Annotated in this window: 11 protein-coding genes; 7 read left to right on the plus strand and 4 right to left on the minus strand. The window is 60.1% G+C overall.

Translation table 11 applies throughout. The annotated features are described in order from the left end of the window. Nucleotides 1–226 precede the first annotated feature (226 nt). Together NLM33_RS34460 and NLM33_RS34465 are read right to left on the minus strand one after the other, a co-directional pair. Entirely contained in the window at nucleotides 227–775 is a 549-nt protein-coding gene (locus NLM33_RS34460) for a sigma-70 family RNA polymerase sigma factor (protein WP_254102993.1), read from the minus strand. Then, the gene (locus NLM33_RS34465; RefSeq protein ID WP_254102994.1) at nucleotides 775–1,005 is read right to left on the minus strand and encodes a NepR family anti-sigma factor; all 231 of its coding nucleotides are present in this window, start codon (nucleotides 1,003–1,005) and stop codon (nucleotides 775–777) included. The genes NLM33_RS34460 and NLM33_RS34465 overlap by 1 nt, the downstream gene beginning before the upstream one ends. A gap of 208 nt (nucleotides 1,006–1,213) precedes the next feature. On the opposite strand from NLM33_RS34465, the gene NLM33_RS34470 reads away from it, so the two are divergent. The 5 genes from NLM33_RS34470 to NLM33_RS34490 all read left to right on the plus strand — a co-directional run bounded on the left by NLM33_RS34470 (nucleotide 1,214) and on the right by NLM33_RS34490 (nucleotide 6,487). Beyond that, a complete protein-coding gene (locus NLM33_RS34470) occupies nucleotides 1,214–2,020 on the plus strand; it encodes a response regulator (protein WP_254102995.1) in 807 nt (268 codons plus the stop codon). Nucleotides 2,021–2,191: 171 nt separating this feature from the next. After that, the gene (locus NLM33_RS34475; protein WP_254102996.1) at nucleotides 2,192–2,785 is read left to right on the plus strand and encodes a nuclear transport factor 2 family protein; all 594 of its coding nucleotides are present in this window, start codon (nucleotides 2,192–2,194) and stop codon (nucleotides 2,783–2,785) included. A gap of 129 nt (nucleotides 2,786–2,914) precedes the next feature. Next, nucleotides 2,915–4,252 (plus strand): site-specific integrase, encoded by a 1,338-nt coding sequence (locus tag NLM33_RS34480; RefSeq protein WP_254102997.1) that lies wholly within the window; start codon nucleotides 2,915–2,917, stop codon nucleotides 4,250–4,252. Between the two features lie 1,478 nt (nucleotides 4,253–5,730). Then, nucleotides 5,731–6,033, plus strand: a complete 303-nt coding sequence (locus tag NLM33_RS34485) for a hypothetical protein (RefSeq protein ID WP_254102998.1) — start codon at nucleotides 5,731–5,733, stop codon at nucleotides 6,031–6,033. A gap of 292 nt (nucleotides 6,034–6,325) precedes the next feature. Beyond that, nucleotides 6,326–6,487, plus strand: coding sequence for a hypothetical protein (locus NLM33_RS34490; RefSeq protein WP_371930010.1), 162 nt, complete (start codon nucleotides 6,326–6,328; stop codon nucleotides 6,485–6,487). Between the two features lie 14 nt (nucleotides 6,488–6,501). On the opposite strand, the gene NLM33_RS34495 is transcribed toward NLM33_RS34490, so the two are convergent. Both NLM33_RS34495 and NLM33_RS34500 read right to left on the minus strand, forming a co-directional pair. Beyond that, nucleotides 6,502–9,420, minus strand: coding sequence for an FAD-binding and (Fe-S)-binding domain-containing protein (locus tag NLM33_RS34495; RefSeq protein ID WP_254102999.1), 2,919 nt, complete (start codon nucleotides 9,418–9,420; stop codon nucleotides 6,502–6,504). A 258-nt stretch (nucleotides 9,421–9,678) separates the two neighbouring features. Continuing rightward, nucleotides 9,679–10,383 (minus strand): GntR family transcriptional regulator, encoded by a 705-nt coding sequence (locus tag NLM33_RS34500; protein WP_254099478.1) that lies wholly within the window; start codon nucleotides 10,381–10,383, stop codon nucleotides 9,679–9,681. A 149-nt stretch (nucleotides 10,384–10,532) separates the two neighbouring features. On the opposite strand from NLM33_RS34500, the gene NLM33_RS34505 reads away from it, so the two are divergent. Next, a complete protein-coding gene (locus tag NLM33_RS34505) occupies nucleotides 10,533–11,714 on the plus strand; it encodes an alanine--glyoxylate aminotransferase family protein (RefSeq protein WP_254106046.1) in 1,182 nt (393 codons plus the stop codon). A gap of 453 nt (nucleotides 11,715–12,167) precedes the next feature. Beyond that, entirely contained in the window at nucleotides 12,168–13,754 is a 1,587-nt protein-coding gene (ggt, locus tag NLM33_RS34510; RefSeq protein ID WP_254103000.1) for a gamma-glutamyltransferase, read from the plus strand. Nucleotides 13,755–13,914: the final 160 nt, after the last annotated feature.

Raw genomic sequence — 13,914 nt, forward strand, 5'->3', positions numbered from 1 at the left:
TCACATTGAGCGAAGCGAAATGTGAGACGGGGTGGGGTGACAGTCTCTCCGCGGATGTAGTGCCCGCGTGGAGAGATCGCCCCACCCCGCTTTGCATGCCGCTTCGCTACATGCAAAGCGACCCTCCCCCTCCAGGGGAGGGTGAGTGATCAATCGCATACGCATGCGAAGGCGGCCACGGAAGTGGCCGCCTTCCCTTGCCCATCATTCCGACCGAAGCTGTCCGTCAGCCGCCGCTGCCGCCGATCACGGCGCGCACGGTCTCATCGGGGCCGAAATCTTCGGCGCCGTCGACATACAGCAGTGCTGCGAGCTTCGAGCGCGCGCGGTTGACGCGGCTCTTGATCGTGCCGACCGCGCAGCCGCAGATCGAGGCCGCGTCCTCATAGGAGAAGCCGGACGCACCGACGAGGATCAGAGCCTCGCGCTGGTCCTGCGGCAGCTTTTCGAGCGCAGTGCGAAACTCCTCGAACTCGAGATGCGCATTCTGCGACGGCTGGGTCTTCAGCGTCTTGGCATAGTTGCCTTCAGCATCCTCCACCTCCCGCCGCCGCTTGCGATAATCGGAGCGGAACAGGTTGCGCAGGATGGTGAACAGCCAGGCCGGCAGGTTTGAGCCGGGCTGGAACGAGTCGATGTTGGCGAGTGCGCGCAACAACGTCTCCTGGACCAGATCGTCGGCTCTGTCGGCATTGCCGCTCAGTGAGATGGCGAAAGCGCGCAAGCTTGGGACTGCCGCCAGGATGTCGTCGCGCAGGGATTCCGTGAGAGGCATTAGTCCCTCCCATTGTTGTCGTTGGATCCCCCATTGGTTTGATCTTGGGGTGTCCCTCCCGGCGCATCAAGCTTCTTGATCAGCTCGGCGAACCGCTCGGGAACCCCCTGCCGCACGACGTCGTCGTACATGGCGCGCAATTGATGGCCGATCCGGGATTGGATTTCCGGTGTCAGCCCTCCCTTGCCGGGGGTCGTGTTTCTGCTGGCTTGAGATTTGAGATCTTTCATGACCTGTTCCACGTTTCCCCGAGTTAAGTCACTGTCAAATCGAGAAATTTTCTCAACCGGGAGCCGTTCCCTAGTAAGGCCTAATGCGAACTTCGGCGAAAAGTTCCAGACTGAACGGAACTTTTCTTATGCTCAGGCGTAATCACGCCAGCAGGGGAACCCGGGCCGCCCCTGGCCGATGTCTGGCCCAAAGACGAATGGAGTGGGGATGTCCCGATCACAGCTTGTTGCTGAACACTTGCCGTTGTTGCGTCGGTACGCGCGTGCCCTGACGGGCAGCCAGCCGTCCGGCGACGCCTATGTCGCAGCCATGTTGGAAGCCATGCTCGGGGATCCGGCGGTGCTCGATGAGGGCCATGGACCGCGCGCCGGCCTGTTTCGGCTGTTCACCCAGATCTGGAATTCGGTCTCGCTCAACGATGATGCGGAGGTGACGACGCTGCCGATGCCGCCGGAGCGGCGGTTGTCGAACATCACGCCGCTGCCACGCCAGGCCTTCCTGCTGCTGTCGCTCGAGGGATTTTCTGAGGAGGAAGTCGCCTTCATCCTCGGCACCGACGTCGGCGAGACGCGCAGGCTCGCGGACGCTGCGGGCCGCGAGATGGCGGCGGAGATCGCGACCGACGTGCTGATCATCGAGGACGAGACCTTCATCGCCATGGACCTCGAGAGCCTCGTGAAGAATCTCGGGCACAACGTGGTCGGCGTCGCCCGCACCCATGCAGATGCGGTGGCGCTCGCCAAGAACAAGCGGCCCGGCCTGATCCTCGCCGACATCCAGCTTGCCGACGGCTCCTCGGGCCTCGATGCGGTCAACGAGCTCCTGCGCACCTTCGAGGTGCCGGTGGTGTTCATCACCGCTTATCCGGAGCGCTTCCTCACCGGCGAGCGGCCGGAGCCGGCGTTCCTGATCTCAAAGCCGTTCCAGCCCGCGATGGTCTCGGCGGTGGCGAGCCAGGCGCTGTTCTTCCAGCGCAACTCGCGCAACCGCACGCCCAAAGCGCCGGCGGCGTAACGAAGCGGCGGCGTAGGACATAGAACGGAGTGACGAACTGATCCGGCGCGCCGACATGTGCGCGCCGGATTTTTCTTGTTCGTCCGGCGCGCTTGACGGCCGCGGAATTCGTCCTCCATAGGTGATGGAAACGGTCGCGAGGCGGCCGCGATTTGTCTGGAGAATTTGCCCATGCTCGACCAGTCGCAGCTCGATCGTCTCGCCATCCGCGATCTCCTCGAGAACTGGGTGGTGTGGCGCGACGCCGGTGACTGGGAGCGCTTTGCGACCGTCTGGCACACCGAGGGGTGGATGTCGGCGACCTGGTTTCAGGGACCGGCCGCGGACTTCATCCGGGTCAGCCGCGAAGGCTTTGCCAAGGGCGTGCGCATCCTGCACTTCCTCGGCGGCACCAGCATCGATCTCGCCGGCGAGCGCGCCATCGCGCAGACCAAGATGACGATCTCGCAACGGGCGCCGGTCCACGAAGTCGTCTGCGACGTGGTCTGCACCGGGCGCTTCTACGACTTCCTGGAGAAGCGGCAGGGCAAATGGGGCATCGTTCGCCGCCAGCCGATCTACGAGAAGGACCGGCTCGATCCGGTCGATCCCGCCGCGGTCCTCCGGCTCGACGCGGAGCGTCTGGCCGCGCTTCCCGAAGGCTACCGTCACCTCGGCTACATGCAGGAGCTGATTGGCTACAAGGTCAAGCGCGACATGCCGGGCCTGACCGGCGCCGAGGTCGAGAAGCTTTATTTGGAAGGGCGGGAGTGGCTGGCGCATTGACCGCAGAAAAAAGTAAGGCGCGACTGGCATCACCACGTCAGTTATGGAATTCCGCGCGCGTCCTCAATCGTTCGCTACGGCCTTCTAACGTGTTGTAAGTTATGCTATAATCGTCTCAACGGAAATCCGTTGCCGTTCACGGTCGTTCGCCGCAATCCGCTGCAATCCGTGTTCAATGGTGGGGCGGATGGTGGGGCGGTTATGGCCAAACGACAGTTGCACAAGCTCTCCGCGCGGGAAGCGGAGACCATCGTCGAGCCCGGGCGCCACGGCGACGGGGGCGGGCTTTACCTCGCGATCGAGACGGGTGCACACGCACGACGGCAATGGATTTTCCTGTACCGCGTGCGCGGCACCGGCAAGCGCAGAGAGGTCGGGTTGGGCCCCGCCAAGGGCAAAGGCAAGGACGGCATCTCGCTCGCGGATGCTCGACTCAAGGCTGCCGATGCCCGCAAGAAACTAGCCGAAGGCAAGGACCCGTTGGCTGAACGGCGCGCCGAAATGCAGGCGACCACCACGTTCGGAGAATTCGCGGACGACTTCCTGACATCGATCAAGGCCGGATTCAAAGGCAAGAATACGCTCGATGACTGGACACGAGACCTGAAGGCGCGATGCAAGCCCATCCGAGGCATGGAGCTCACCAACATCACAGTGAACGACGTGCTGGGGATTCTGTCGCCCATCTGGATGACGATCAACCGCACGGCCCGCGAAACGCGCAGCCGGATTGAGCGCGTGCTTGACGCCGCCGAGGCCAGGGGCTTTCGGTCCGGGAAAAACCCCGCGATGTGGAAGACCTTGAAGCCGCTCTTGCCAAAGTCGAAGCGGTCGAAGCGTCATCATAGGGCTGCGCCCTACAAGGACATCCCTAGCATCGTCCAGATGCTGCAAGCCAAGCACGACGGGGCCGATACAACGGTCAATCTCGCAGCTGAATGCATCATCTTGACGGCGGTGCGGACCGGCGAGGCTCGATTGATGCGCGTGCGCGAGGTGAACTTCGCAGAGCGGCTTTGGACCATCCCGGCGGAGCGGATGAAGACAGAAGACCACCCCGAAGGCCAAGATTTCGAAGTACCGCTCTGCGACCGCGCAATCGAAATCCTGAACGCCGTCATCCCAAAGAATGCGGCTCGCGATGCCTACATGTTTGCCGGACAATGGTCAAAGGACCATACGAAGCCGCTAGGCATGAATGCCGTGCTCCACGCGCTCAAGGCGGTTTATCCCGCGATGACCACGCATGGCTGCCGGTCCAGCTTCCGCGATTGGGCGGGTGACGAAACGCGTTTCGAGCGAGAAATTGCGGAAATGGCATTGGCCCACAAGGTGGGCGATGAGACAGAGCAGGCCTACCGCCGTGGCAATGCCTTGAAGAAGCGGCGGCACTTGATGGACGCTTGGGGCCGATACGTCGCAAGCGGTTCTAACGTGATCCGATTTGCTCGTCGGGAGTCAATATAGCTCCTCTCGGCATCAGCACCGGTTTTCGGCTTAGCAGCCATCATTCGATTGCGAGCGAATGGACCGCTCGCATGAAGCGCATAGCAAATCTCGTGACTGGCTTGCTAGATCATTCCCCCGGCACATACCAGAGCATCACCGAAGTATCCCCGCACCCTCCCATGGCTCTCGAGTAAGCAGCCGCCGACCAACTGACTTTCCGACATCAGATCAGCTATTGCCACAATCACTCGTGAGGCGGATCCGGACGACGCATGTGCGAGGTTGGATCCATCCGATACCGGACACCAACCAGCACGCGGCGCTGGTGCCGGGCTAGTAGTTGCGCTTCCGAGAGCAGCTTGCCCGTAATCCCGACGATCTTACGGGTGTGAGCGTACTGGCGCGGCCGATATCGCTGCCGTCGGTGAATGAGCTCAACCATTACTGTCCGGGCCGAGCTCTCCCGACTGAGGCTTCAGCCTTTGAGTGCAAGCAGACGGCGAGTTCTCGTCCAAGGGAAGCGCGTGCATGACGAAGGCCGGCCTGACGAAACAGGCCTTGCACTGCAATCTGGACAAGTAGCTCGACTTAGAACAGACCGGGGCTCAGATCTAACCCATACGTCATTGCAGCCGTTAGCGAGAGTAGTAGGCCGATCCCGCAAAAGATAACAAGCGTTTTAAGTGTTTCAACATCAACGTTCGTTCCGGTCGTGCGGGATAGGACCTTAGCTATTTCCGCAATCATTGCTCAACTCCGAAGGGCGACGCAGTTGTCGTTCTTGTAGGCCAAATTTCAATCAGCTTAGTTGGTTTCGAGCCCGGCAAGTTCGTAGACACCGCGAACGCCTGCCGACGGCCCGACTTGAATTGCCTTGTTCGTTTGAGGAAATTGCACACCAAGACGAAGAAGCCCCCTCCGGCGCCCGATGAAAATTAGAACGGTTCCTGTGTTCGCACTATGCGTTTTTGCGTTGGCCGTGCAGTATTTGTGCTCTGAGTCAGGTGTGGCGCGGGAATGCGTCATTGGCTTTAAGCTCGGCGAATGGGCGCGCAATGCTTAGGCGGCCTGCAAAACGCAGCAGCTCAAGCATCTCAATCCTATAATCGTTTGCGTCTTCATCGCCGCGAGGCGGCGAGCGGCCCCCTGATCGTGCCGGAAAAATGCATTTGTTCATAGCAACAGCAGGAATAGTGCACTCGATTCAAATAATAATCTATGTGTTGGCCGGACAGGCGGTGACGGCAGCGAGCGCTGCTCTCACTCTGCGATGCAATCGAGCGCGATGCATGTCCAATCACGACCTTGTCTCGGGAAGTCTCCTGGCGCTGACGGCGTCTGGCATTGCGCTCCTTTGCTCTAGTCCGCTCGCCTTTGCCTTGATTTAAAGCCAACATACCGACTGCCTTTGACGCGGCAGGAAATGATTGGCGCTCGGCCACGCAGCAGAGCCTCAAGGGCGCAGGCAGATCACCTGAAACTGCACGAGTTGTTCGATGATCTCTGGTGAGTCGGTTGCAATGAAGAGATACTATTTTGATATCCGCGACGGTAGCCAATTCATCCGTGACGATGAAGGAGTAGAGCTGCCGGACATCGAGTCTGCACGGCACGAGGCGAGCGCAGCGCTTTCGGAAATAACCCGCGAATGGGGGAGAGGCGGGCCCCAGCATCAAATGGCTGTTGAGGTTCGCGATGATCGTGGCCCAATCTTCAAGGCAAGATTTAGCTTCGTGATCGAAGAGCCCGACCTGATAGCCCCCGATTGGATTCGAAATGCAGTTTCGGACGCCGATTGACCGTCGAATTCGCGGATCTATAAGTACGCTCGTGCAGCCAAGGCCCATCCCAGGGCCTCCTCGATCTGAGACCTCAGGCGATCGAGCACGTCCTTCCATGACGCTCTTAAGTCAAGTCGGCGTTGTCGCCAACGTCAAGCTTCACCAAAAGCCTGAAGCGGCTTTCCATCTCTGATGCCCAGGAACCGCGCCAGCTATTGGGACCGTAGGCGTCAATTATTAAGCGTCCTTGCCCGGCTCGTCGCGCCTAAGCTGTTGCTGCTTGTATTCTGCTTGGACGGCAGGATCTTTCGTGTTGGTGATCACCATTGCTTCGATGAGAGACTACGAAGAACTTACCAAGCGGTTGTTCTTCGAAAATCACAACGTCAAGCATTTCAAGACCATGGTGGTCATGGATCGCGTCAAGGCGTCGATGGGCCTAAAGTTGCCCACCGACAAGACGACGACGTAGATCGCCCGCTTCGATCAATCGTCGAGCGCCATTGCCAGCACGCGCGCGACGTGAACGGCTTCTCGGGCGGCCCCGTCCCAGATCTGATGGCGACAACTTGTGCCGTCTGCGACGACGAGATCCTCAGGGTCTGCCTGACGAACGGCGGGGAAAAGAGACAATTCGCCCATGGCCATCGAGATATCGATCGTGGCTGCCGCGTAGCCGAATGCCCCGGACATGCCGCAACAACTGGACTCGATAGGCTTGACGTCGAGTCCCGGGACAGCCCGCAACGTTTTCTCCACCGCTCCCATCGCGTCGAACGCTTTTTGATGGCAATGACCATGCAGATGCACGGTCCGTCCGCCTTGGTCCCGGAAAGACAAGGTTGTAGCACCTGTGGCGAGATCGTCGGCCAGCAATTCTTCGATCAGCCTTGCCGCCTTGGCCAGCGGCGCAACGTCTTCCTTCGGCAGGAGGGCGGCAAACTCGTCACGGAACGTCATCAGGCATGAGGGTTCAAGCCCCACGATCCTCGCTCCCCTCGACACGAATGGCGCCAGCGCTTCCGCAGTTCGTCTCGCTTCGATGCGGGCCTCCTCAACAAGGCCTGCCGAAAGGAACGTTCGTCCGCAGCACAATGGCCGACCGCCGTCCCTTGCGGTGACATGATGCATCCGGTATCCGCCGGCCTGCAGCACTTTTTCAGCAGCTTCCAAGTTCTCGCGTTCGAAGTACCGATTGAAGGTGTCGCCGAAGAGCACGACGTCGCGCCCGTCTCCCACGACGTCCGATGGGGCAGCTGCACGGCGCCTGTCGCGCCAAGGGGAACGCCACACAGGCAATGTGCGTCGGGCGGAAAACCCCAGCCAGCGTTCGGTTAGCCACGCCAAGCCAGGTATGCGGTCGCGCAAATTCATGAAAGGGGCGAGCTTTGCAGCAAGTGGTGCATAGCGCGGCAAATATGCGATCAGCCACTCCTTGAGCGGCAGACCATGCCGACCATGGTAGTGGTGCAGAAATTCGATTTTCATCCGCGCCATGTCGACGCCCGTGGGGCAGTCACGCTTGCAACCCTTGCAGGAGACGCAAAGGTCCAGTGTTTCCTTCATCTCTGGAGAGGTTAGGGCTTCCGGGCCAAGTTGTCCGGAGATCGCGAGCCGCAACGTATTTGCCCGGCCTCGGGTGAGGTGTTGCTCTTGCCGCGTGACGCGCCAGGACGGACACATCGTGCCTCCCGCCATCTTCCGGCATGTACCGTTGTTGTTGCACATCTCGACGGCGCCGCCGAAGCCGCCCCATTCTGACCAGTCGAGAGCTGTCTTCGCGGGAGCAGAGGCGCGGTATTCCGGCGGAAAGCGCATCAAGCTGCGATCGTCCATGTGATAAGGCCGGACGATCTTGCCTGGATTGAACCGGTTCCCGGGGTCGAACGCGTCCTTGACCTCCTCGAAGGCGCGTGTGAGCGATCCGCCAAACATCGGCTCGATGAAATCTGAGCGGGAGATGCCATCTCCGTGTTCGCCTGAGAACGACCCTTTGAATCGTCTCACAAGGTCGCAAGCTTCTTCGGCGATGGCTCGCATCGCCTTGACGCCCTCTTCGGTCTTCATGTTCAGGATGGGACGAACATGGAGGCAGCCGACGGACGCGTGGGCATACCAGGTTCCGCGCGTGCCGTGCTTCTCGAATAGGGCCGTCACCGCATCCGTGTAATCGGCCAGGTGCTCCAGAGGAACGGCACAATCTTCGATGAACGAGACGGGTTTCCCATCCCCTTTCATCGACATCATGATGTTCAGACAGGCTTCTCGAACTTCCCAAACCCGCTTCTGTCGCTCTGGTTCGATGACCTCGACCACCGCATCCGCAAAGCCGTGGTCGGCCATGCATTGATCCAGTCGTTTCAGATCTTTTTTCAGTTCCGAGAGATTATCTCCAGCGAACTCGACCAGGAGGAGGCAGTTCGGTTTTCCTCTCGTGATATCGTTGAGAGTGCGGATGAACAGCGGGATGTCGGCGCCGAGAACCAGAACGTTGTTGTCGACGAGCTCGACCGCCACGGGATTTAGTGCGACGAGATGCTGGGTCGTCTCCATGGCAGCCCGAAAGCTCGGGAAGTGGCAGACGCCCATGACGCGATGCCGGGGCAGCGGCGAGAGGAGCAGTGTCGCTTCCGTCGTGATTGCAAGAGTGCCTTCCGAGCCGACCAGCAGGTGGGAGAGGTTGGGCCGGACCGCCAGCAATTCATCGAGGTTATAGCCGCCGACGCGACGCTGGACCTTCGGAAAGATGGTCTCGATCTCGGATCGATGGCGCTCGGCCAGCGCGAGCATCCTGTTCATCAAATCGCGGGTGCGCGAAGATGAGTTATCGCCGATCGGTCGATCACTTAGCGTGAAGGATTCGCCGTCATTGAACATGGCCTTGAGTGCGATGACATTGTCGACGGTCTTGCCATATCTGAGCGAGCGCGCTCCGGAAGAATTGTTGCCCGTCATCCCGCCGATCGTGCAGCGGCTCGCCGTCGACGGCTCGACGGGGAAGAACAGGCCGTCTTTCTTGACGAATGTGTTGAGTGCCTCGAGAACGATCCCGGGGGCGACTGAGATCGAACGGGCCGTGGGATCGTACTCGCGGATCGCGTTGAAGTAGCGGCTCAGGTCGAGCACGAGGCCATTGCCGATCGGTTGGCCATTCTGAGAAGTGCCGCCGCCACGCGCGATCACGGGGATTCCGTGTTCGGCTGCAATTGTCAGTGCCGCCGCGATGTCTGCCTCGGTTTTTGGGAAGGCGACGCCTTGGGGCATGATCTGATAGATCGAGGCGTCCGTCGCATACCGTCCGCGGGTGAATGCATCGAAGCGGACCTCACCCTCCAATGCGCGAGAGAGCTGTCTCTCGAAGGCGACATCGTGCCGGTAGGGGCCTGCATATGCGGTCTGGTTCATGTCGCGCCTTCATCATGAAGCCCAGAGACGAAGGAATGGGTGAATCACCGACGGGAATGGGCCCTGTCTGGCCTCGGTCCCCCATCCGCACTGCCCGTGTCCGTCCCTGTTGGGTTCGGTACCGCGCCGGCTTACGATCAGTTGGCGCGTCGGCAGGACACTAGAACGAAACAATTTTGCATGCAATATTGAATTGGATATCGCAGAATATGCCGACACAATGCCGGATGTGGGCCAAGTGCTCGACAGGAGGGCGCCTTAAGTCTGTCCCTGCGCGGCCTTTCGCTTGTTTCTGAGGTGAGCGAACAGAATGTTGGCCAATTCGCCTCCGGATCGGCGGCGGAGCGCGTCCAGGATGGCCTCGTGTTCGCGCATGGCCTCCCCCCAGCGATCGCGATCTCTGGCCAGATTGGCCGTATAGCGAACCCGGCGGATCCGGCCAGACAGGTTGGCGTAAGTCGCCGTTAGGCTGGGATTTCGAGCGGCCGCCAGGATCTTTTGGTGGATGGCCTGATTGCTCTGGAAGTATTCGTGCATGTCCCGCCGAAGATAATCTCGGTACATATCGTGGTGAATCTGCTCAATTTCGGCGATTTCCTCGTCCGTTATGCGCTCGCAGGCCAGTCGACCTGCCAGCGCCTCGAGACCTCCCATGAGGTCGAAGAGGTCCCGGATGTCGTCGGAGCTCAAGGCGCGGATGCGCGCGCCGCGATTGGGGAGCAGTTCGATCAGCCCTTCGGCGGCCAGCACCTTCAGGGCTTCGCGGAGGGGAGTCCGCGAAATGTTGAACTGCTCGCATAGGGTTCGTTCGGGAACGCGTGCTCCGTCGGCGAGATTGCCTTCGACGATGAAATCCCGAAGCTTGCCAAGCAGTTCGTCGTGCAACGAGGCGGGGCCTTTGTCGTCCCCGTGAGCTGCTGGGGTTGTCTGATCTTCGGATGGTTCAAGCGCTGTGTCGGTCATCTCTTATCGGTAAGCCCGCCGGGAGAAGTTGTCGAGGCTCCATAGTCATATTTTGAATTCCAAAATTGGATTGACTTCCAAAAAAATGAATGCAAAAGAGAGCGGGGCGCACCGCTGGTCAGCGCTTAGCCCATTTGGAGGAAGTCATCATGCAAGGTCGCCACTTTTTGCAGATTCCCGGACCTAGCCCGATACCCGACCGCATCCTGCGCGCGATCGCGATGCCCATTATCGATCATCGGAGTGCCGAATTCGCCGAGTTGGGGAATTGCGTGCTCGATGGCTGCAAGGACGTGTTCAAGACGAAGCAGCCCGTCATTATTTTCCCCTCGTCCGGCACCGGTGCCTGGGAAGCTGCCATCGTCAATACCTTGTCGCCGCGCGACAAGGTTCTCATGGTCGAGACGGGGCATTTCGCAACGCTTTGGAAACAGATCGCTACGCGTTTCGGTCTTGAGGTCGACTTCGTCCCCGGCGACTGGCGCCATGGCGCCGATCCAGCAGCAATCGAGGCAAAATTGCTGGAGGACAAATCCCACAGCATCAAAGCGGTGATGGTTGTCCATAACGAGACCTCCACGGGAGCGACCAGCCGGATCGCCGAGATCCGACAGTCTATCGATGCAGCGAAGCATCCGGCATTGTTCATGGTCGACACCATCTCCTCGCTCGCCTCAGTCGACTACCGCCACGATGAATGGAAGGTTGACGTGACGGTCTCCGGATCTCAGAAGGGATTGATGCTTCCTCCTGGATTGGGCTTCAACGCGATTTCTGAAAAGGCGTTGACTGCGTCGAAGGACAACAAGATGCCCCGGTCCTTTTGGGACTGGCAGGAGATGCTGAAGCACAACAATGCAGGGTTCTTTCCGTACACTCCTGCCACCAACTTGCTTTTCGGGCTGAAAGAAGCGCTCGAGATGCTGAAAGAGGAGGGGTTCGACAACGTCTTCGCCCGACACAAGCGTCTCGCGACGGCGTGTCGCGCCGCGGTCGAAGCGTGGGGCCTTGAAGTGCTCTGTCAAAATCCGGCCGAGCAGTCGCCCGTTCTGACCGGGGTCTTGATGCCACCGGGCCATGACGCCGATCGCTTTCGCAAGATCACGCTCGAGAAGTACAACGTCTCGCTCGGCTCCGGACTGGGCAAGGTCGCCGGCAAGGTCTTCCGCATCGGTCATCTCGGCGAATGTAACGAGCTCAGCTTGCTCGGAGCGTTATCCGGAGTGGAGATGGGTCTGACGGCTGCTGGGGTGCCTCACCGCGGAGAAGGTGTTGATGCCGCGATGGCCGTTTTCGAGGACAAGCAGCGGATCAATCGAGCGCAGCAATAGTCGTCGGCTTGCGGCAGAGATCCCTGCGCTCCTTTCCATGATCGAACGGGATCTCGCAAGGCGGCTTTGTGACCTGCGGCCACATTCTGCAACATTCTTGCAAGGTGGGAGCGCATTTGGATGCGTTTCCCACCGTCAAACGTAATACCGATAGGTTCGGATAAGCAGTGCGCTGGGTCATTGAGAAATCGAATGCAGACGATCCTCGGTGCTCAAGCTCAGTTTCCTGGACAGCCGCGTTTGTCTCCTTTCCTCCCAAACTTGCCGGGGCTTGTGTCCCGGCTTTTTTTGGGGGGAGCGATCAAGGTTCGGCGGCCACAGGTCATTGAGTGGCCAGCAGCCAGCTAATCCGAAACCGCTTTCAAACGGCGGCTGCGATCACTCGGCTCGGATCTGAAAGATCCGAGGGAGATGAGTTGGACAAATTTCCTATCGAGCGGTGTCGGTGCTGACATGAGAAATTTCGAAACGCCGGGACGTTCCGAAGCATTCGGCGTCAACGGAATGGCCGCGACCCCGCACCCGCTAGCCACGCTGGCCGCAATCGACGTGCTCCGCGAAGGCGGCAACGCCATAGATGCAGCTGTGGCGGCTGGAGCTGTGCTTGCTGTCGTTGAGCCAACCCAGACCGGCGTGGGTGGAGACTGCTTCGTTCTGCTGAAGCGGGAAGGGCAGCCGATCATCGCGCTCAACGGATCCGGAGCGGCGCCGTCGGCCGCGAGTGTCGAACGGCTAACAGAAGCCGGCGTAACGACGCTCGACCCTGAGAGTGCGCACGCGGTTACTGTTCCAGGTGCCGTGCGAACGTGGGCCCGGCTGGCCGAGGATCATGGAACGCGTGATCTCGCGCGTCTCCTTTCACCCGCCATTGCCGCTGCGGAAAATGGCTATCCTGTCGCTGAGCGGCTGGCGAGGGACTGGGGGAGGCAGGTGCCGAAGCTCTCTCGTCTGGCCGCTACGACTTCGGTCTTTCTCCCCCGCGGCGAAACGCCGGCCCCCGGCGATTTGCACACGCAGCCTATGCTGGCCCGCACCCTTCGGGATGTCGCCGCAAAGGGGGCCGACGTGTTTTACGAGGGATGGATTGCAGAGAGCATCGTAAAGGCGCTGCGCTCGCTTGGTGGCTTTCATACCGTCGAGGATTTTGCTGCCTTCCGGCCGCGCTACGAGAGGCCGATATCCGCGTCCTACCGTGGTTTCGAACTGTGGGAATGTCCGCCGAATGGCACAGGCGTTGCTGCTTTGGCCATGGCAAGTCTGCTCGACCGTTACAATGTCGCCGACTTCGCTCCGGTATCGGTGGAGCGCTACCATCTCTTGGCCGAGATCGCGCGCATTGGCTATGCGGAGCGCGACGCCTTCGTCGCCGATCCCGATACCGGGCATGTGCCAGTCGAGCGCATGACCTCATCAGCCCGCGCCGACATCCTCTCTCGCCGGATATCATTGAGCGGGCGGCTGACCGACATCACGCCGATCACAATGCCGGAACACAAAGATACGGTGTTCCTGTCAGTCGTGGACAAAGATCGTACCGCGGTTTCATTCATCAACTCCGTCTTCGATGATTTCGGCAGCGGCATCGTGGCACCCGAATGCGGGGTCTTGCTGCACAACCGCGGCTTCGGCTTTGTGCTCGAGCCCGGCCATCCCAACGTACTCGCGGGTGGCAAGCGACCAATGCACACCATCCTGCCTGCCATGCTGACGCGAGGCGGCGAATGCGTCTTATCGTTCGGCGTGACAGGAGGGCATTTCCAGCCCATAGGACAGATCCAGGTCCTGTCGAACCTTCTTGATCACAAAATGTCGGTGCAGGAAGCGATCGACCAACCGCGTATCTTCGCACGCGGCGACGTGCTGGACGTCGAAGCGACCGTTCCGGCCAAGATTGTCGAGGGGCTTCGTGCGTTGGGGCATCTTCCTACGCGAGTGTCAAATCCACTCGGAACAGCCCAGGCGATATGGATCGACCGCAAACGTGGACTTCTCAGAGGTGGGGCTGATTTCCGTCGGGATGGCATCGCCCTTGGCTATTGAGATCAGATGTTTTCCGCTGCGGGTGCAACCCCGGTGTAATGTTTGAGTTGATGCTTCGATAGGGAGATTGCGCCGGAGTTTAGGGGCGCCGACCAGCGCCGCCTCTGAGCTTGTGCGAAATTCGGTCGCGTTCGTTTGACACGAACTTCCAGGCACGCGG

This window comes from Bradyrhizobium sp. CCGUVB1N3 (genome assembly GCF_024199925.1).
Lineage (GTDB): Bacteria > Pseudomonadota > Alphaproteobacteria > Rhizobiales > Xanthobacteraceae > Bradyrhizobium.

Bases quoted from the DNA above. Each gene is read 5' to 3' on its own strand.
- NLM33_RS34460 (WP_254102993.1), bottom strand. From the start codon at position 775: ATGCCTCTCACGGAATCCCTGCGCGACGACATCCTGGCGGCAGTCCCA.
- NLM33_RS34465 (WP_254102994.1), bottom strand. From the start codon at position 1,005: ATGAAAGATCTCAAATCTCAAGCCAGCAGAAACACGACCCCCGGCAAG.
- NLM33_RS34470 (WP_254102995.1), top strand. From the start codon at position 1,214: ATGTCCCGATCACAGCTTGTTGCTGAACACTTGCCGTTGTTGCGTCGG.
- NLM33_RS34475 (WP_254102996.1), top strand. From the start codon at position 2,192: ATGCTCGACCAGTCGCAGCTCGATCGTCTCGCCATCCGCGATCTCCTC.
- NLM33_RS34485 (WP_254102998.1), top strand. From the start codon at position 5,731: ATGATCTCTGGTGAGTCGGTTGCAATGAAGAGATACTATTTTGATATC.
- NLM33_RS34495 (WP_254102999.1), bottom strand. From the start codon at position 9,420: ATGAACCAGACCGCATATGCAGGCCCCTACCGGCACGATGTCGCCTTC.
- NLM33_RS34500 (WP_254099478.1), bottom strand. From the start codon at position 10,383: ATGACCGACACAGCGCTTGAACCATCCGAAGATCAGACAACCCCAGCA.
- NLM33_RS34505 (WP_254106046.1), top strand. From the start codon at position 10,533: ATGCAAGGTCGCCACTTTTTGCAGATTCCCGGACCTAGCCCGATACCC.
- ggt (WP_254103000.1), top strand. From the start codon at position 12,168: ATGAGAAATTTCGAAACGCCGGGACGTTCCGAAGCATTCGGCGTCAAC.